The organism is Wolbachia endosymbiont of Zygogramma bicolorata, from assembly GCF_051130665.1.
In the GTDB taxonomy this organism is placed as follows: Bacteria; Pseudomonadota; Alphaproteobacteria; order Rickettsiales; family Anaplasmataceae; genus Wolbachia.
Genome location: NZ_CP149530.1, coordinates 781,089 through 800,903 on the forward strand (window position 1 = coordinate 781,089; position 19,815 = coordinate 800,903).

18 protein-coding genes are annotated in these 19,815 nt (G+C 34.9%); 10 read left to right on the plus strand and 8 right to left on the minus strand.

What is annotated here, in order from left to right:
- Positions 1–230: 230 nt before the first annotated feature.
- Entirely contained in the window at positions 231–608 is a 378-nt protein-coding gene (gene rplS / locus WKH12_RS03695; protein WP_253307222.1) for a 50S ribosomal protein L19, read from the minus strand.
- Positions 592–1,302 carry a tRNA (guanosine(37)-N1)-methyltransferase TrmD gene (trmD, locus tag WKH12_RS03700; RefSeq protein ID WP_434732038.1) on the minus strand — a complete coding sequence of 237 codons (711 nt, stop codon included), beginning with the start codon at positions 1,300–1,302 and terminating at the stop codon, positions 592–594. Before trmD ends, rplS begins: the two co-directional genes overlap by 17 nt.
- Before the next feature lie 74 nt (positions 1,303–1,376).
- On the opposite strand from trmD, the gene purC reads away from it, so the two are divergent.
- Positions 1,377–2,099, plus strand: coding sequence for a phosphoribosylaminoimidazolesuccinocarboxamide synthase (gene purC, locus WKH12_RS03705; RefSeq protein ID WP_253307224.1), 723 nt, complete (start codon positions 1,377–1,379; stop codon positions 2,097–2,099).
- Here purC and purM read toward each other — a convergent pair.
- Positions 2,096–3,133, minus strand: coding sequence for a phosphoribosylformylglycinamidine cyclo-ligase (purM, locus tag WKH12_RS03710; protein ID WP_434732039.1), 1,038 nt, complete (start codon positions 3,131–3,133; stop codon positions 2,096–2,098). The two genes, purC and purM, sit on opposite strands and share 4 nt — an antisense overlap.
- A gap of 133 nt (positions 3,134–3,266) precedes the next feature.
- Between purM and WKH12_RS03715 the strand changes: the two genes are divergently transcribed.
- Together WKH12_RS03715 and WKH12_RS03720 are read left to right on the plus strand one after the other, a co-directional pair.
- Positions 3,267–3,560, plus strand: a complete 294-nt coding sequence (locus WKH12_RS03715) for a hypothetical protein (RefSeq protein ID WP_253307226.1) — start codon at positions 3,267–3,269, stop codon at positions 3,558–3,560.
- Positions 3,561–3,640: 80 nt separating this feature from the next.
- Positions 3,641–3,919 carry a hypothetical protein gene (locus tag WKH12_RS03720; protein WP_373457540.1) on the plus strand — a complete coding sequence of 93 codons (279 nt, stop codon included), beginning with the start codon at positions 3,641–3,643 and terminating at the stop codon, positions 3,917–3,919.
- Positions 3,920–3,990: 71 nt separating this feature from the next.
- Here WKH12_RS03720 and WKH12_RS03725 read toward each other — a convergent pair whose 3' ends face one another.
- Entirely contained in the window at positions 3,991–4,809 is an 819-nt protein-coding gene (locus tag WKH12_RS03725; RefSeq protein ID WP_253307227.1) for a transporter associated domain-containing protein, read from the minus strand.
- Positions 4,810–5,210: 401 nt separating this feature from the next.
- Here WKH12_RS03725 and hemE point away from each other — a divergent pair, with 401 nt between their 5' ends.
- Positions 5,211–6,227: a uroporphyrinogen decarboxylase gene (gene hemE, locus WKH12_RS03730; protein WP_434732040.1), complete on the plus strand. Its 1,017-nt coding sequence runs from the start codon at positions 5,211–5,213 to the stop codon at positions 6,225–6,227.
- Between the two features lie 69 nt (positions 6,228–6,296).
- Positions 6,297–7,490, plus strand: coding sequence for a pyridoxal phosphate-dependent aminotransferase (locus WKH12_RS03735; protein WP_264731756.1), 1,194 nt, complete (start codon positions 6,297–6,299; stop codon positions 7,488–7,490).
- A gap of 53 nt (positions 7,491–7,543) precedes the next feature.
- Here WKH12_RS03735 and WKH12_RS03740 read toward each other — a convergent pair whose 3' ends face one another.
- Positions 7,544–8,032 carry a hypothetical protein gene (locus WKH12_RS03740; RefSeq protein ID WP_434732041.1) on the minus strand — a complete coding sequence of 163 codons (489 nt, stop codon included), beginning with the start codon at positions 8,030–8,032 and terminating at the stop codon, positions 7,544–7,546.
- 488 nt (positions 8,033–8,520) lie between these two features.
- Between WKH12_RS03740 and WKH12_RS03745 the strand changes: the two genes are divergently transcribed.
- Both WKH12_RS03745 and glyA read left to right on the plus strand, forming a co-directional pair.
- Positions 8,521–9,726 carry an MFS transporter gene (locus WKH12_RS03745; protein WP_434732648.1) on the plus strand — a complete coding sequence of 402 codons (1,206 nt, stop codon included), beginning with the start codon at positions 8,521–8,523 and terminating at the stop codon, positions 9,724–9,726.
- 46 nt (positions 9,727–9,772) lie between these two features.
- Positions 9,773–11,050: a serine hydroxymethyltransferase gene (glyA, locus tag WKH12_RS03750; protein WP_353286813.1), complete on the plus strand. Its 1,278-nt coding sequence runs from the start codon at positions 9,773–9,775 to the stop codon at positions 11,048–11,050.
- A 597-nt stretch (positions 11,051–11,647) separates the two neighbouring features.
- On the opposite strand, the gene WKH12_RS03755 is transcribed toward glyA, so the two are convergent.
- Both WKH12_RS03755 and WKH12_RS03760 read right to left on the minus strand, forming a co-directional pair.
- A complete protein-coding gene (locus WKH12_RS03755) occupies positions 11,648–13,099 on the minus strand; it encodes an AAA family ATPase (protein ID WP_434732042.1) in 1,452 nt (483 codons plus the stop codon).
- 258 nt (positions 13,100–13,357) lie between these two features.
- On the minus strand, positions 13,358–14,032 hold the full coding sequence (locus tag WKH12_RS03760) for a septal ring lytic transglycosylase RlpA family protein (protein WP_434732043.1): 675 nt from the start codon (positions 14,030–14,032) through the stop codon (positions 13,358–13,360).
- Between the two features lie 26 nt (positions 14,033–14,058).
- Here WKH12_RS03760 and murC point away from each other — a divergent pair, with 26 nt between their 5' ends.
- From murC to cgtA, 3 genes are read left to right on the plus strand one after another with little or no spacing between them, the layout of a single operon-like run.
- Entirely contained in the window at positions 14,059–15,564 is a 1,506-nt protein-coding gene (gene murC, locus WKH12_RS03765) for a UDP-N-acetylmuramate--L-alanine ligase (protein ID WP_434732044.1), read from the plus strand.
- A 4-nt stretch (positions 15,565–15,568) separates the two neighbouring features.
- Positions 15,569–16,834: a phosphopyruvate hydratase gene (gene eno, locus WKH12_RS03770; RefSeq protein ID WP_434732045.1), complete on the plus strand. Its 1,266-nt coding sequence runs from the start codon at positions 15,569–15,571 to the stop codon at positions 16,832–16,834.
- Entirely contained in the window at positions 16,822–17,844 is a 1,023-nt protein-coding gene (gene cgtA / locus WKH12_RS03775) for an Obg family GTPase CgtA (protein WP_264731761.1), read from the plus strand. Before eno ends, cgtA begins: the two co-directional genes overlap by 13 nt.
- Before the next feature lie 501 nt (positions 17,845–18,345).
- Here the strand turns inward: cgtA and tnpC are convergent.
- Positions 18,346–19,701 (minus strand): IS66 family transposase, encoded by a 1,356-nt coding sequence (gene tnpC, locus WKH12_RS03780; protein ID WP_434732010.1) that lies wholly within the window; start codon positions 19,699–19,701, stop codon positions 18,346–18,348.
- Between the last annotated feature and the right edge of the window lie 114 nt (positions 19,702–19,815).

The window sequence follows — 19,815 nt, forward strand, 5'->3', positions numbered from 1 at the left end:
TCGTCAAGCCCACATCTGTACAAACGTCCAGTTTAATAAACGTTGATGTCATTCCAGTGCTTGACACTGGAATCCAGTTATAAAAATATTTACAAATCAGGCAATTGGTAACAGACTCCATGCTAAAAACAACATCCATGATATAGAATAAGGTAGATCCCAGTATCAGCTACTTGGATGACACTGGGGAAGTGCTGGGATGACACAATTGACATCACTCCCTATTGTATCTACTTAGATTTCTTTTTAACATAAGTAGTACGCTCTTTGATCCTTGCAGCTTTTCCAAATAGTTTGCATAGATAATACAGTTTTGCTCTACGAACCTTTCCTTTTCTTGTCACTTGCACTGAAACCAGTGCAGGAGAATAAACAAAAAATTGAGACACTATACTTTCTCCATGGCTCACTTTTCTGACTGCAAAAGAAGAATGTAACCCGCGGTTCCTTTTTGATATACATACACCTCCAAATATCTGTATACGTTCACTTGCACCGTCAACTACTTTAAAAGTGACCTTCAAATCATCACCAGGACGAAATTCTGGTATTTCTTTAGCTAACACTTGCATTTGCTGTTCGTTAAATTTTTTAAGTAAATTTGTCATTTATCTCTCCATTCAATAATTCAGGCCTACGCTTTTTTGTTATAACATGAGACTGCTTCTGCCTCCAATAACTTATTTTTTTGTGATTGCCAGATAACAAAACCTCAGGTACTTTATATCCCTTCCACTGCTCAGGTCTAGTATATTGAGGATATTCAAGCATACCACCATCATAACTAAAACTTTCTTCAATAATACTATCGGAATTATTTACTACACCTGGAAGAAGTCTAATGCATGCATCGAGAACCACCATCGCAGCTGGCTCACCTCCTGAAAGTATATAATCTCCGATACTTAATTCATAAGGAGTATACGCATCAATTATCCTTTGGTCAATACCTTCAAATCGACCACACAATATTGTTATATGAGGAAACTCTAATAATTCTCTGGCAATATTCTGATTAAACTTAGTTCCAGATGGAGTCATGTAAATAAACTTAGTGTTTTTATGAACAGAGAGCATACTATCTACTGCATCACCAACTACATCAGAACGCATAACCATTCCTGCTCCACCTCCATATGGAACATCATCCACAGCTGAATGTTTATCTTTCGCAAAAGAACGAATATTTATTACTTCAAGGTTCCATATTTTTTTTTCTAACGCTTTTCCGGCAAGAGAATAGTTCAAAAACCCGGGGAACATTTCTGGAAATATGGTTAATATTGTAACATTGAATGCCATTAAGGTTTATTTTAAGTTATTTGGAGCTATACTCTAAGAACAGTAAATTGATATAATATATAGTTAAATTAAGCATGTCACTGAATAAAACAATATACGAAGGTAAAGCGAAAGCCATTATTGAAACTGAAGACTCATCAACTGTTATACAGCACTTTAAAGATGATGTTACAGCATTCAATAAGAAAAAATATGAAATTATTGAGGGCAAAGGAATAATTAATAATCATGTTAGTGCTTTTATCATGGAAAAGCTTGAAGAAGCAGGAACTAGCACGCACTTTATAAAAACTCTAAACGAAAGAGAACAGCTAGTCAAAAAGCTCAAGATAATACCTCTTGAGGTGGTAGTTAGAAATGTTGCAGCTGGCAGCTTTTGCAAACGTTTTAATATCAAAGAAGGTGAGGCACTTACATCTCCTATAATCGAGTTTTTTTACAAAAATGATGACCTAGCCGACCCAATGGTGAATGAAAATCACATACTGTATTTTGATTGGCTATCTAGCAAAGAAATGGATGAAGTTAAAACTACAACTTTAAAAATCAACGAAATCTTAGTCCACCTATTTTCAAATGCAAGTATATATTTAGTTGATCTCAAGTTAGAATTTGGCAGATTAATAAATGACAGTACTAAAATCATTTTAGCCGATGAAATCAGCCCTGATAACTGCAGGTTATGGGATAAAAATACTTATAAAAAGCTAGATAAAGACGTCTTTCGTTTGAATTTAGGAGATTTAAAGGAAGCGTACCTAGAAGTTGCAAAAAGACTGTCAGTAAAGTTAGACTAACTAAATACTACTCTATCAAGTGGAGGGTTACATGCCTCATCAAGTTTTCCAATAATTTCAATTTTTTCTCCACGTTTTTGGAAATGATTTTTCACGTTTTGCATATTCTCAGGACTTACGATCAATACCATGCCAATACCACAATTAAATGTTTTTAGCATTTCTTTCTTCTCTATTTTACCCTCCTTTGTTAGCCATAAAAATATATCTGGCCATTTCCAGGAATTAATGTCTATGTTTGCAAATAAGTTTTTTGGAAGAATCCGCGGAATATTATCTATCAAGCCACCACCTGTTATATGTGCAATGCCTTTTACCTTTGGCATAATAGGCAACAAAGAATCAACATATATTTTTGTTGGTTCGAGCAACACTTCTTTCCAAAGCTGATTATTCCATGGAGATGAGTCGTTATAATTTATACCTAAGCCTTTGAAAATATGGCGCACCAAAGAAAACCCATTTGAGTGAATTCCACTTGACTCTAAGCCAACTATATAATCACCTACTTTCATCATGCTACAGTTTGGAAGAATTTGCTTTCGATCAACTACACCAACCACAAACCCTGCAAGGTCATAGTGATTATTATCATACATTCCAGGCATTTCTGCAGTTTCCCCACCAACCAATGCTATTTTAGCTTGCTTGCACCCCTTTGCAATGCCTTGGACCACAGATAATAAAACGTCCTTGCTCAAAACGCCTGTTGCAAAGTAATCAAGGAAAAATAAAGGTGTTGCTCCTTGTGCAAGTAAGTCATTTACACACATTGCAACTAAATCTATACCTATAGTATCATGCCTATTCACTTCTTGAGCTATCAATAGTTTCGTACCTACTCCATCAGTTGAGGAAACAAGTACTGGATGGTCATATTTCTTACTTAGTGCAGCAAAATCAAACAACGCAGAAAATGAACCTATTTCGCTGATTACTTCTTCTCTAGTAGTTTCTTGAGCAATAGGATTGACTTCTTTTATTAACTTATTATATAGTTCAAGATCTATTCCTGATCTGATATAAGTATTCATAATCCTTCTATAAATTTTAAAATTGTTAATACTATATTAATGCCTTGATATAAAAAGTGCAACGAAACTTTCTCTTAATTGACTATTATATGTTTACCAATATAGGGTAACTTAAATCATTTATAATTATCCAATGAACAAAAACATCAAAAACATACTGTTAATAACGGAGCTGCTATCAGGACGGCTGCTTCATGACTTTGCTAACTCTATGAATGGAATAATGTTTGGCTTAGAAGAGCTTGAAGTAATAGATAAGAACGATGCTGATGCGCAGAAGGAAGCGTTGTCGTTTCTTAAAGAAAGCTCCGATGATTTAATATATAAACATAAAGTTATGAAGCAGGCATATTCTTCTTCAGCAGATAATTACAGCTTTGATCAGACCAAATCTAATATCGAAAATTATTTATTAAAAAAAAAGTAAAGCTTACGTGGAAAATAGACGCATACTCTGCAAAAAATAAGGAAGATTTAATTGAAAAGATAAATAAGATAATTTCTAATATGGTGCTAACTATAGCCAGCGCAGTGGCGGAAGTTGAACTAGTGTCTGTTTTACTGAGTCAAACAGAAGATAAAATGCTATTAACTATAAAAATTCTAAATGAACACAAACCAATAAGCAAATCATTAGTAGACAAATTAATCAAAAAAAATGACACTAATTTAAATACAAAAGATATTAATATCTATATGACCTCTTTATTATTAGAGTACTATAAAACTGAAATGCATTGTACTTGCGAAAATAATTTGCTGGAGATAGGTTTAACTATACCTTGAGTTGCATATTTGGTTATTACAACTTTTTCTTCGTTTCAAGGCAAGACATTCCCCGACAAGGGGTACCAAATCTAATTTTTGTAATCACTTAAGTCTAGTACTATTTTATTAATGTAGCGCTCATTTGCATCTTTGATGATAAACTTCATACCATTTTTATATTTAATGACTTCATCTACAGAAGGCACTTTACCAGCAATCGAAAGAATCAAACCACCAAGTGTAACATAGTCTTCTTCAGGGTCACGTAATTCTATTTTTAGATCCTCTTCTATATCCTTTATAAGAACCCTTGCTGACACTTCAAACTTATTTTGAGACAATTCAGTAATGGTATATTCTGAATTTATTTCGTTCTCACTATCAATGTTTGGTATTAGCTCCTCTATAAGATCGGTCATTGAAATTAAACCATCAGTTCCACCATATTCATCCAATACAATAGCTAAGTATGATTTAGAAGATTTCATCCTAACAAAAAGATTAGTTGTCTTCATCGAGGGCGGAACAAATATTACGCTTTGTATAATATTTCTCAGATTAAAATTTTTATCCCTATTAAAAATAACATCTTTTACATAAAAAAAGCCTATTACGTTATCAAAGTTATTTCTATAAATTGGTATTTTAGTGTGGCAAGTGTTTTTTATCTTCTTTATTATTTCACGCTCGCTTGACTCAATGTCTACTGCGCATATCTCTGTACGTGGAGTCATTATATCCATTATACCACAATCGCGGAATTTTAATAGACCATTAAATATATTAAGGTCTGGCAGATCTTTCATTAATGCTTCAGTCGCACACTTTTTCAACACAGAAGCTTTTTTGAAAAGGAAGAGAAAAATTCTATATGCTATTTTTTCTACTAAGGTTCCTTTTTTACTCAATTTATTCCCTGTAATGGCAAAAACGTTTTCAGACCAGATTTATCAAGAAAACTGTTATTAAATGTTTAATAAGCATGTGAATAATGTCAAATTAATTTGTGAATTATTTGTTGATATAAAATACCAACAATTGATCAACAATTTTTTCAACGACATATACATAGTTATGTAACAATGCATGATGGTAAAATGTTTTCCATAAAAGAAAATTACTAACACTCTGAACATCTTACTTATACACATAAATCATAACAGAAAATCAATAGCATATAGAAGTTGTTAACATATTTATCCACAAATTAAACAACGCCAATTTTTACTGAATTTTAAGTTAGTAACAAGTTGTTGATAGAACTATTATTACTACTATACTTAGTATACAGAAGAATAGATAAAATAGATTGGAAAGCAGCAAAACAACAATAGTAGAAGTTATCAAACAAAATGAGCCAGGTGAAAGAGTGCCTATTTGGCTAATGCGTCAGGCTGGCAGGTCTCTTCCTGAGTACCGCAAAGCAGTGGAAAATATGAATAATTTTATGGAAATATGCTACAACACAGATTTAGTGACAGAATTGACGTTACAGCCAGTGACAAGATTTGACGTGGATGCGGCGATAATTTTTTCAGACATTTTAATAATAGCTGATGTTTTGGGTTGTGACGTGAATTTCCTGCGCAATGTGGGCCCGAGAATAAAACCTATAAAGAATCCTAAAGAATTGAAAAGTCCACAAGACATTGAAGCTAAAATTTTACCAATTCTAAACGCTATAAAGAAAGTCAGAAGTCAGCTATCAAAAAAAAAGCCTCTTATAGGATTTGCTGGTGGCCCATGGACAGTAGCTTCATATGTCATAGAAGGTGGAAGCAGCAAAACTTTTTCCAAAGTATTAAATTTTTACCCTTCGTATTTGAAGGAAATAATTGAACGAATAACGGAAGCAACGATTATTTATCTAATTAAACAGATAGAATTTGGAGCAGATGTTATTCAGCTATTTGACAGTAATGCTGGTGCATTATCGGAACCATTGTTTAAAGAATATGTTATCGAACCAACAAAGAGAATTACCTTGGCAATAAAGGATAGATTTTCTGATTTTCCAATAATAGGATTTCCAAGGTCTGCTGGAAATCTTTATAAGGATTACTGCGAACAAACAGGTGTATCTGCAGTAAGTATAGATTATAATGTCCCAATAGAATGGGCGAAAGCGAATCTAAAAATCCCTCTACAAGGAAATCTTGATCCTAATCTTTTAGCCTATAATAAAACGGAAGCAATAAAAGAAGCAAAACGTATAATAGATTGCTTTAGAGATTCACCCTTCATATTTAATCTCGGACATGGAGTACTCCCTGATACTCCAGTTGAAAATATCACTGCGTTGGTGAATTTGGTAAAAAGCTACTAATACAATACACAAAATTCCTAGCTTTTTTGCTGTACAGGGTTTATCATTTGAATTTAGCTTCAGTAAGATATGTCAGACCTTGCAAAAAGAATGTCCCTAATAAAACCATCACCTACGATTGCTGTAACTGATAAGGCAAATAAGTTAAAAAATGAAGGAAAAAAGATCTGTGTTTTAGCTGCAGGAGAACCGGATTTTGATACTCCAGATCATATAAAAAAAGCAGCTATTCAAGCAATAAGTGAAGGTAAAACTAAGTATACTGCTGTTGATGGAACGCGTGAGCTGAAAGAAGCAATAATTAATAAGTTAAGAAGGGATAATAACCTCGAGTACACGTTTAACCAAATCTGTGTTGGTACTGGCGCTAAGCAGGTGTTATTCAATTTGTTTATGGCAACAATTAACTCTGGAGATGAAGTTATTATTCCAGCTCCTTATTGGGTTTCATATGTTGATATGGTAAATCTTTTTGGGGGCTTACCAGTTGTAGTGGAATGCAAACAAAATTTTAAACTGACAGCGGAATTATTGAAAAGCAGGATAACTAAAAAAACTAAATGGTTAATTCTTAACTCACCGAACAATCCTGCAGGAGTTGTGTACACATATGATGAATTGAAAGACATAGCACAAATATTGCTTGAATATCCACATGTGAATGTCGTTACAGATGATATTTATGAGCATATAATATACGACGAAAAGTTTTTTACTATCACTCAGGTTGAGCCAAAGCTTTACAACAGAGTTTTTGTAGTCAATGGAGTGTCAAAAGCCTATGCAATGACAGGCTGGAGAATAGGGTATATTGCAGGTAGAAGTGATGTAGTAAAAGCTATCTCTACGCTGCAGTCTCAGAGCACTTCTAACCCAAATTCGATAGCACAAGCAGCAGCAGCAGCAGCATTAAACGGTGACCATAGTTTTTTGAAAGAAAGAACAAGGATTTTTAAGAGTCGTAGAGATTTTATGGTGAAAAAGCTAAATTCTGCTCCGGGATTATCAGCATCCATTCCGCAAGGCGCATTTTATTTATTTGTCTCGTGTGAAGGATTGCTCAGTAAGAGTACAAAAAGTGGTAAAGTAATAAATAATGATCTTGATTTCACTGAATACCTGCTAGAGGATCATTTAGTTGCTGTGGTTCCAGGAATTGCGTTTGGTCTAGAAAATTTTATCAGAATTTCTTATGCAACCTCTCAGGAACAATTAGAAATTGGATGTGATAGTATTACTAAAGCGTGCCAGGAGTTAAAATGAAATAGACTATCCATAAATTACCCATTTCACCGCGTCAAAAATATTCACTAAGGTTATCTTGAATATTCTAACTTGTATTTTTCTATGGAAGGCATTTTTATTGAGTGAGCAAGTGTCTTTCTAATATTGAATTCCTCATTTTTTTCATTTCGTTGCAGTAAGTTAATGTTATTTATTTTATTTACTAAATCTTTCCCTTTCTCCAGAGTCTTTAAATCACTTTCGTTAATGTGATGTTCATTGTAAAATTCTGCAACAATTTCTTTTCTTTTCGGGTGAGTATTTAAAAATTCCGACACCTGATGTTTAGCAACAGCTTGAATAAATTTCTTATTAAATCTTGAATCGTTATATAGATTTTCCAAACTTTTGTCATAATGTTTTGCTTCGTTTATAGTGAGTTTTATTATCTCTTCTATGCCACTTAGAAGTTCCCTATACAATTTGTCATATCTATTGCCTGACACATGTGTAGCGAATGTTTGTTCAATGTATTTTGTTATGTAATTTTGCAATGTATTATCTATTGTGCTTATGTTCATCAACCTACCTCAATGTTATATTAACTATTTTACATGTAGAAAGGTTAATATTGAGTTAATAGGGTACTTCTAAAGTCAAATTTTACTGAAAATTATAGTATTTAATATATAATTGTTAGCATGAAATAAAAACATAAATAAAATGGATCTTGTAACAAAAGTGAAGCTCAAGATAAAGATGAATAAGGGCAAAATCATAAATATACTTGTCATTTGTGGTGTAATTTTTTTCATATACCTTATTCATGAGCCAGTTGTAGATATGGTAGAAAAAATTATAAGTAAAATAAAAGGTCTCTTTTAAAAATAGAAAAAGTGAACTTTTTCCATCATCCAAACTTGAACCTGGAAAATTTAGTTAATGCATAAACTACTTATGTTGGCTATGAGTTCAACTGTATAAAATTCCGGTAAATTAAAATAAGTATTCATAAAAATATTGTTTTCTATAAACAGAGTATCTATAATACTAGCTTTGGGGTAAAGTACTGCAGAGGAATTTTTTAATCTGGTTGTTGGCGTCACTGTTTTATGCGTACCAATATATATTACGCATAATTCCAAACATAATTGCGCCTGGATTGATAACAAAATTTAACATAAGTATTACAGATGTTGGCCAGTTTGGTGGGTTATACTATGTAGGCTATACGCTAGCTCATATACCTGTTGGTCTTTTCCTTGATAGATTTGGGCCAAAATTTGTTTTGCCTGCTTGTATTGTTTTAACATTTACCGGAACATTACCGCTTATATGTTTTGATGAGTGGTATTATTCAATACTTGGCAGAATAGTCGTTGGAATTGGGTCATCCGCTTCAGCAATTGGGCTTTTTAAAGTTGCAAGCATGTATTTTGCGCAAGAAAAATCAGCAAGAATGGCTAGTTTATCCACAATTATAGGAACTTTGGGGGGAATATGTGGCGGATTACCGTTAGACTTCTTACTCAATAAATTTGGCTGGAATTATGTTATCTATACCTTCTCAGCATTTGGGTGTTTACTTGCTCTGTTACTGTTCTTAGTAACGCCTGAAAGCAATGCTCAACAGGAAAAAGTTAGCATTAGAGACTTGAAAAACATACTTTTCAACAAGCATATTATTCTAATTAGCTTTTTTGGTGGACTCATGGTCGGTCCAATGCAAGGTTTTGCTGATGGTTGGGCGAAAGCATTCTTTTTTGAAGTATATGAAATGAATGAAGGCTTGGCATCTTCTCTCTCTTCCGTAATATTGATAGGAATGTTAACAGGATCATTCTCTTTGGCTTATTTATTGGAAAAGTATAAAAATAAGCATTATGAAGTAATAATTTCATGCTCATTTGCAATGATCGCCGGTTTTCTATTACTTTTTACTCAGATTGGTGGCTTGTATGTTGTATTACCTACGCTTTTTATTATCGGCTTTGCATCTGGATATCAAATAGTTACAATTTATAAAGCACTAAGTTATGTAAATAATAACTTAATAGGCTTAGCTACAGCTGTGTCAAACATGATAGTCATGGGTTTTGGCTATTTTTTTCACACTGGAATCGCAAAAATAATAAATTTGTGTTGGGATAGAACAGTAATACAAGGAAATCCTGTGTATAGTGCTGAATTGCTGATAAAAGCAACATCTATTATTCCTGTATGTTTGCTAATAGCTGTTTTTGGGCTCTTATGGTTAAAAAAGCAGGATAAGTAGTCTTAAAATTGCTTGTGCATCTTAAAATTAAAGCGAGGTTTGATCTATGATGAGTGTTTTAAAAAAAATCTGTGGCTCTAAAAATAGTTTAAAGTCTTTTGATAACGAGGTTTATCAGTTTATAGAAAAAGAGTTACAACGTCAAAAGTCACAATTGCAATTAATTGCATCAGAGAATTTTGCAAGTAAAGCAGTAATGGAAGCACAAGGCTCTTTTCTGACTAATAAATATGCAGAAGGCTATCCAGGCAAAAGGTATTACTGTGGTTGTGAGCATGTGGACAAAGTTGAAAGTCTAGCTATAGAAAGACTTTGTAAGCTGTTCGGTGTTAAATTTGCAAACGTTCAACCTCATTCTGGTTCTCAGGCAAATCAGGCGGTATTTGCTTCACTGCTTACTCCAGGCGATACAATACTTGGATTATCACTGAGTTGCGGTGGACATCTAACTCATGGTGCGGCACCAAGCCTTTCTGGTAAATGGTTTAAGTCAATTCAGTATACAGTTAACAAAGACACTTATCTGCTCAATATGGATGAGATAGAAAAGCTGGCGCTGGAGCATAAACCAAAATTGATCATAGCTGGTGCTTCTGCTTATCCGAGAAAAATGGACTTCAAACGCTTTCGCGAAATTGCAGATAAAGTTGGTGCTTATTTGCTTGCAGACATTGCTCACTATGCAGGGCTTATTGCAGCGGGCGAATATCCATCTCCTGCTGAATATGCACATGTTATGACTTCCACGACTCACAAAACTTTGCGTGGTCCTCGTGGTGGAATAGTGATGACCAATGATGAAATATTACACAAAAAAATTCAATCTGCAGTTTTTCCAGGATTGCAGGGCGGGCCACTTATGCATGTAATAGCTGCAAAAGCTGTTGCATTTAAAGAAGCATTAGCGCCAGAGTTTAAGACTTATAGCAAGAAAATCGTGGAAAATGCGAAAGTACTAGCTCAAGAATTGCAAAAGCATGGACTCGACATTATAACCGGTGGCACTGACTCTCATATAGTGCTAGTTGACTTAAGATCGCAGAAATTAACTGGAAAAGACGTTGTAGATAGCCTTGAGAGGGCTGGCATTACCTGCAATAAAAACTCTGTACCATTTGATACAGAAAAGCCAACCATCACTTCAGGGCTCCGTTTTGGCACCGCTGCTGAGACAACACGCGGACTTGAGGCAGAAAATTTTAAAGAGATAGCCAGCCTAGTAAATGAAGTGGTTCAGGGATTAATCAGCGGAAATAGCTCAAGTGTCGAAAAAGCAGTAAAAACTAAAGTTGAAAAGATTTGTAGTAATTTTCCTATTTATTAATTTATGTGGTGTCATCCAAGTAGCTGGTAGAAACGAAAAAACTTACTTGACAAACTCCGCCAGCCCCTTATTATGACAATAAGGGTATTTATGACTCAAAACTTGTTTTTGACCTGCAGGCTCAATGACAAAATTCAGTAAAAAACTCAGGGTATTTTTTGGCGGATTACATAAAATTATAGCGGCTGCATGTCTTTTTTATTTTTTCTACATTCAGCCAAACCGCGCTTATTTTAAGCGTTAGCACATTATTACAGCGCCACTTACAGTAATATAGAGTCAAAACTCGCACCACGGGGCTTCTTTTGCCTTTTTTTTCGTTTAGTAAATTTCTTAATGTTTGTAGCTAAAAGAGCCCAAGAGAGGTGTCATCCCGCTGCTTGTTAGCGGGATCTATGTGAGATACCGCGGCGGTATGACGGTTAATTATTCCGTGCGGGATGACAAGAAAGGAGCAGCAGGATGACACCTCACCATGTCATTCCAGCGCGTGGCACACATCTGTACGAACATTGTTATAATAAGAGTTCATGAAAGATGTCATCTGGAATCTTGTTCCATGTTAAACAACACAAAGTTGAAAAAGTAGAGCAAGAATTACTTACAATTCAATAATTCTCCAAAATCAATTATGTTTGAAAAGTAATCACTATCTATAACGTCATCACTCACACCGTTAACGTGAATAAGGACTGGACGACATGAAAAGCCTTTTGGACGCTTTAGTGTATCTATTTTCTTTTGTACTTCTTGTATTATTGAATGACCGATTTTATTTTTTGAGAATTTGATTTCGCAAATGTAGAGTGTGTTAAACCTTGTTTGAATCATGTAATCAATTTGACAACCAGCACCTGTCTTCCTCTGAAAAAATGGATTTTCGCTTACTATTCCATCAATTCTCAAGATATTATGTATGCTCTTTCTATTGTTAAGCACCAAATTTTCAAACTGAAGTCCAATAATTGTATGCCACTCTGGTAGAGATGTAAGTAACCCTATAGAGTAGGTGTCGCGATTAATTTTTCCTAGATTTTTTTCAATATATTTTAGATAAAACCTTAAATAATTATCTTGAAGTCTGTACTTCCTGAGTCGTGAATCAGTACCCGTTTTTATATCCCAAGTGTGATCCTTTGCAATAAAACCGGCAAGCTCGAGCTCATATAGATACTCAGAAATGCGTCCGTGTCTTGCAATGTTTAAAGCAGTACAAATTTCTTCCTGTTCTTTAGCTCCAGTAGAAAGAGCTCTCACTACTTGCTTATAAAAAGCTGTTTTTCGCATGAATAGATCTGAAAATATTTGGTCAAACTCCTCAACTAAAAATCCACCTTTTGTAAAACAAAGCGTTTTAATATTTCTTTCAGCACTGTGTCTAAAATTTACCTCTTCTAAATATTTTGGAATTCCACCGGTTACTGCAAGCACCTTAAACTTTTCGTATGCTGAAATATTTTTTGGCCAAAATTCATTGCAATCAGAAAGTGATAACTCCCCGAGTGTTAAAGTCAACGATATTCTTCCTACAAAACCAGTACTACTAAGTATATTTTTCTCGATCCAAGATGATGCAGATCCACAGACAACAAAAATTAGCTTGTTATTATTTTTTAGCTGTGTATCCCAAAAATTCTTTATTTTGCCTAAAAAAGTTGGATCTTTTGAGCCCATCCAAGAAATTTCATCAAGGAGCAATAATATTTTGCCAGATAGTAAACGTTCACCAACTGCCCATAGTAAGTCACTCCAGTCGTCATATCTAGCAAAAGATGTATTAAATTGTCTAGCAACTTGTCTAGAAAATTCATTAAGTTGGTGGGATGTTGTAGTATGCTTTTCTGGTGGCAAACCTGCAAATGAGTAATGTTGTTCGAAATGTTTACCAAACTCTTGAATTAAACGACTTTTTCCTATACGACGCCTTCCTTTGACTACTACAAAAGATGCAGTGTTTTTTTCCGTAAGCTCCAGCAGTTGCTTCAACTCGGTTTGCCTACCAATAAATGATGGAGACATAAAATACAAAATATAAATCTTTGTCTTCATTATACATGATGAAATTGGAGACGTAAATAAGTAAATTTCGATCTTTGTCTCTATAGTGCTATAGCTAAACTGACTTAGATTTACCGACAATTTGAAAAACGACAAATTCGTCATCCCGCTGCTTGTTAGCAGGATCTAGAGATACCGCGGCGGTATAGCTATAAATTGTTGATATCTTTTTTATATCACATTTTTAACTTACAATAGTTAGCCAGCGTTTCTTACATTAACCAAATCTTTCGAATTCTGCACTCACCACTACCTATAACTCACTTTCACGCAATATTGATCGTTCTTAAAAAGCAATCTAACATTTTTTATTCCTTGATTGCGAAGCTTTGATGCAGCTGATTTAGCAGCCTGAGCACTTTTAAAAAATGCAACATATCCCTTACTTTCTGCACTGTCTTGTTTCGGGTGACGTTTCTGCATTTCTTTTTCATATTGCTTTCTGTAATGAGGAGTATTTTGTATCAATTGTTCTGACATCTTTCTTAGGTATTGGACTTTTACCTTTGCAAGCCCTACTTTATGAAATCCTAAGACTTGAGCTGCTTTTTCTGATAAGTCTATTATTCTGCCTTCAATAAAAGGCCCTCTATCGTTAATCCTTACAACAAGCTTTCTTCCATTTTCTAAATTAGTGACAAGAGCAAAGCAGGGTAGGGGCAAAGTCTTATGCGCTGCAGAGATCAAGTGACGGTTAAACACTTCACCATTTGCTGTAAGCGTGCCATGATCTTCTATTCCATACCACGACGCTATCCCTATCTCTTCATAGTGTTTACAGTTTTTTGGATAATAAATTATACCATTTATTGTGTAGCTGCAGCCAATTTTATAATGACCTGCAGTGCAATTAAACCTGTTGCTAAAACTGCAACTACTTATCAAAACAAATATTAGACATAGGAAGGCTAGGTTTTTTATCATTGTATTCGGTAAGAGGGTTCGATACTATGAGGATTTTAAATTATACTATAATAAATTTAGTAATGAGTAAACATCTACTGCTAAATATTAACAAAACTCAAAAAAGAATAATACATATAATTGGTATAGGTGGAATCGGAATGAGTGCCATTGCTGAAATTCTTCACAATTCCAATTACAAAGTTCAAGGCAGTGATGCACAATCAAACAACAATGTAGATAGATTACAAAGGCTGGGCATAGAGGTTTTTATTGGTCACAATGCTAATAATATGAGCCAAGCTCAAATAGTTGTACATTCTTCTGCGATAGAATCTGATAATGTGGAGTTAGTAACAGCGAGAAATAACAATAAAACCATTTTGCATAGATCAGACATACTTACTGAAATTATGAAAGATAAATATGTGATAGCAGTTTCAGGTTCAAGTGGAAAGACGACAACAATGGCTATGATTGCTTCTATTTTTGATCATTCTAATATTGATGCAACTGTAATTGTAGGAGGAATACTAAATTCGTATCAGAGTAATTCAAGACTTGGAAAGAGTGACATTTTTTTAATCGAAGCTGATGAGTCTGATGGAACCATGCTAAAAATTCCTGCAAAGATTGCTGTCATAACAAGTATCAACAATGACCACATAGATTATTACGGCACATTTGATAATATCAAAAATGCATTTTCCCAATTCGTGAATAATGCAGGTTCTGCAGTTTTACCTGATTCTGTAGACATCGATTATGATGCGAGTAATTCTATAACGTTTGGGTTTGAGAATGGTAGCATAAGAGCCAGCAACATTAAACAGCATGCTAACAGCATAGAATTTGACGTGTTGAACAACTGGATTCCAGCATCAGCTACTTGCATGACAAAAAAGCAGGTGTCATCCCATCACCCTCTGTCATCCCAGTGCGTGACACTGGGATCCAGCCCTTTAAAAAACGTAGTACTAGCAAACGCAATAGGTATTCACAAAATGAGTAACGCCTTGGCTGCAATATCAGTTGCGATAAAGCTCGGGATTAGCAATGCAGAGATTAAAAAAGGCCTTTTGGAATTTCAAGGAGTAGCAAGAAGATTCTCTTTGATTGCCAATATTAAAGGTGTTAAGTTAATTGAGGATTATGCCCATCATCCAAATGAAATATATGCAACTTTAACGGCTGCACGTTCGATTACTAAAGGAAAAGTAATAGGAATTATCGAACCACTTCGTTTTGCTCGCGTTCGTAATTTTTTTGGTGAATTCATAAGGATCTTTATGATGTTTGACTATGTAATCCTTACTCCTATTCATCCCCCAGAAGACAAGCCTATTCCTGGTTGTGGGATTGATGATATACAAAAAGCTTTAATCAGTAATGGGTTTAATGATGTAAAGATTATGAATGATGCTCTACTCATTTCACATTTTATTAGTGATTCGACAAGTCCAGGTGATATAGGATTATTTATTGGTGCTGGTAGTAATATAGCTAAATTGGCAAAGGAAACTGCAGCACTTATTGCGGAAGTTAAGGTTTAATGCGATGAATAAGATAATCAACAACGTATTTGCAAGAGAAATTTTAGATAGCAGGGGTTACCCCACTGTTGAGGTGGAAATTGAACTCTGTGATGGAGCAATAGGTAGGGCCTCTGTACCTTCTGGAGCTTCAACTGGTAAATTAGAAGCCTTGGAACTCAGAGACCAAGATGAGAAAAGGTATTGTGGTAAAGGAGTGCTGAAAGCTGTTCAAGCTGTAAATGGAGTGATAGCAAATGAAATCATTGGCATGGATGCAACAAACCAAAGTGCAATTGATAAAGCATTAATTGAACTAGATGGAACAAAAAATAAATCTAAACTTGGAGCAAATGCAACTTTGGGTGTGTCTCTTGCGGTTGCAAAAGCAGCAGCAAACAGTTTCAAAATACCGTTGTATAGATATTTGGGAGGAGAGCAGATGCCGGTTCCACTCATTAACATAATTAATGGTGGAGTACATGCAGACAATAAGCTCGATTTCCAAGAATTCATGATTCTTCCGGTCGGTGCTGAGACTTTCAGTGAAGCAATCAGAATATCTGCGGAGGTGTTCCACAACTTACGTAGCATTCTTAAGAAAAAGGGTTATAGCACAAACGTAGGAGATGAAGGCGGTTTTGCACCAAATATTGAAAGTACTGAAGAAGCACTTGACTTGATCATATACGCTATAGAATCAGCAGGTTATTCAGCGCAAAGTGATTTTGCACTAGGCCTTGATGTTGCTTCATCTACTTTTTATGAAGATGGAATTTACAAATTTGAAAATAAAGAGCTTACTTCAAAAGAATTGACTAAATATTATTGTAATCTTGTGGAAAGATATCCAATAATTTCTATAGAAGATGCAATGAGTGAAGACGATTACGAAGGTTGGAAATTACTTACTGCAAAATTGGGGAGTAAAATTCAATTGGTTGGGGATGATTTATTTGTTACAAATTGTGAACTAATAGGCAAAGGAATAGAAGAAAAAATGGCAAATGCTGTACTGATCAAGCCAAATCAAATAGGGACGTTAACAGAAACTTTTGCTGCTATTGAAATGGCAAAATCAAACAACTACAAAGCTGTTATTTCTCACCGCTCAGGTGAAACAGAAGACACAACAATATCTCATATAGCAGTTGCATCAAATTGCGGGCAAATAAAAACCGGGTCGCTGTCGCGTTCTGATAGGCTCGCAAAGTATAACGAGCTAATCAGAATAGAAAGCGCATTAGGAAAGGATGCTAAATATTATCGTGGGTTAGCATGGGTTTTATAGACGAAGTAAAATTGTACTTAAAAGCCGGTGATGGTGGTGACGGTTGTGCAAGTTTTCGTCGAGAAAAGTTCGTTGAATTTGGTGGTCCAAATGGTGGTAATGGAGGAAAGGGTGGAAACATAGTTTTCATCAGCGACGCTAATCTCAACACTTTGCTTCATTTTCGTTATAGAAGACACATTAAAGCAGATAATGGGAAAAATGGTGCAGGCAGGGATAGATCTGGCACAGCAGGGAAAGACGTTATACTTCGAGTTCCAGTTGGTGCACAAATAATTGATGAAGAAAGTGAAGAGATAATAGTAGACCTTGACAAGCCTGGTATGGAATTTCAAGTAGCACAGGGTGGAAAAGGTGGACTTGGAAATACTAATTTTAAATCTTCTACTAATAAGGCACCAAGACATTTTACTTACGGTCAGCCTGGCGAAGAAAAACATGTATTATTAAAACTAAAAGTTTTATCAGATGTTGGAATTATTGGCATGCCAAACGCAGGTAAATCAAAATTTTTGACTCGCTGCTCAAATTCCGATACAAAAGTAGGCGATTATCCATTTACCACCGTAAGACCCCACTTAGGTGTGACAAAAGTGGATGATAGCGAAGTTGTAATAGCAGATATTCCTGGAATAATCACCGATGCTCACCTTGGGGTTGGGCTCGGACATAAATTTTTAAAGCACATAGAAAGGTGTCAAATTTTACTTCATTTAATCGATGTAACTCATGATGACGTTGTTTCGGCTTATAGTTGTATCCATAATGAATTGGAACTTTACAATGGTGATCTTGTTGAAAAAGAAGAGATTGTAGTATTAAACAAATGCGACTTGCTGAGAGAAGCAGAAATTCTGGAAAAGAAGAATCACCTAGCCAATTATCTTAATAAAGAAGTGCTGTGCTTATCAATTAATGGTGATTTACAGCCTATTTTAAGATTATTAAGTGAAAAATTGAAAAAGAGTAATTCTAAGGAAATCGATGTATATGATCCTTTTAAGATGTGAATTTCATTTAGATAATTGATGTTTTTCATTTATTTTATCATATAACTAGAATATATGTGTACGAACGTTTGTTTTTGAAGGTGATTTGCACAGTAAATGGTCAGCGCGTGACGCACTGCCCAGTTCATGTTAGCTATAAATATTTAAGAAATTTACCAAACGAAAAAAAAGGCAAAAGAAGCCCTGGGGTTATTATCTGCTTTAAAATATTGGCGTTTTTTATGTTTTAAACGCTTGACAAGCGAGATTAAGCTGCTTTTAATTGCAACTAACCTACGCTGCAAATGTTTAAGAAGTTTACCAAGCAGAAAAAAAGACAAAGAATCCCCGAGTTAGCTAGTCCTTTACTATCTCTGTCGAGTATTGGCATTTTTTGATGTCTTGTAACGCTTTGTAAGCGCGTTCAGCTTATTTAGATAAAAATCTAGATGTAGATGAAGTTTTGTAAAGACATACAGCATCTATGTAACCGTTCACGGATTGTGAGAATGAATTAAAGAACTAAGCAGTGACAGCTACTAGATTCTGTAGCTTTTGAAAGGGGTTCTGGCCATTTAGACGTGATGTCAAAAATATCGACAACATTCTTTCCACGAATCTTTCTCCACGTTCTGACCAGGTGAAAAAGCTGTTTTTACGATAAATTACGTACCGTCTAATTTGCCGTTCTGCAAGGTTATTAGTTGTTTCTATCACTTCAGGTTTTCTTAAAAACTTCCACATCATATCCTCAGATCGTAACATCTTAGCGGCCATTCTTGAAGCTTGAGTGCTATTTGCAACCCTCGTCATTTTACGTAAAAAATGTTTTACCCTTTTCCGAATTTTTCGCACCAGTCGATAAAATCTCAAATTATCTATCAAATTTTGTTTTTTTGCCTTATCTACTACAAACACCTTATTGCTGAGCGATTTTAGTGCTTGGCCAATTTTGCTCACTTCAACATTTTTACTATGGGCAAATCTCTCAAAATCTCTTGCCAGATGTGCCCAACATATCTGTCTATTTTCACGATTGAAGTAATTGTATACAGCGTATCTATCGCTCACAAATATACCATCATATTCTGGCAGTAAACTCTTCAACACCTTCTTACCACGAGACTCGCTTACCTTCAGAAGTGTCAACGCTTTGTTTGTTATTACCCAACTCCAGCCTCTCTTTCCTTGATTTCTGTGCCCTGTTTCGTCTATATGCAAATACTCGCTTCCTTGCAACTCTTCCTTCATTTTCTCATATTCAGATGCACACTTCTTCGATACCCTGCGTTCAGTATTTGAGACTAAACCAAGGCTTATATTTAGATTAAAAATACTGCCCAAAATTTGCTGTACCTCTCTTTTTGAGTTAATAAAAAAGCCGCTAAGGCTGCTTATAACTGTTTTAGCATTGGGTCCTAGAAAATCTCTTGCAACACCTTCGGGTAAATTTGCTGTAATTCTTTTATTACATACTCTACAATGTCCTCTTTGCAACCTGTACTCAGTTACAATTGGCTTAATTTCTGGCAACTCTGCCTTCTGATGAATAATTTCATCTTCTAAAGTAATCTTACCTCCACACATACAAATTGTATCAATTGTGCATCTCACTACCTCGTCTGCAGCCATTAATTCACGCTTATGCACCTTATGTCCTGGCTGACCTCCTGGTTTTTTATCACTTTTCTTTTTTGCTTTCTTACGATATATATCTCGTGATGGTGGCAGCGATGAATTTTGCGAATTTAAGCCCAATTTGTCTTCTAATTCAACTATTTTTGCTTTCAAGCTATCATTTTCTCTGATCAGTGCTTTTATTTCTTCCTTGAGATTAGCGTTTTCTGCTACAACCTTTTCTTGCAGCACTGTTGTCATTTACCCATTCCATATTTAGCTTCCTATCTCTTTACACTTTTATACTTACTTTGTAAACCACCTTATCTCCGTGAACGGTTACGTATCTATATACTGCAAAAAATTGAACATAAG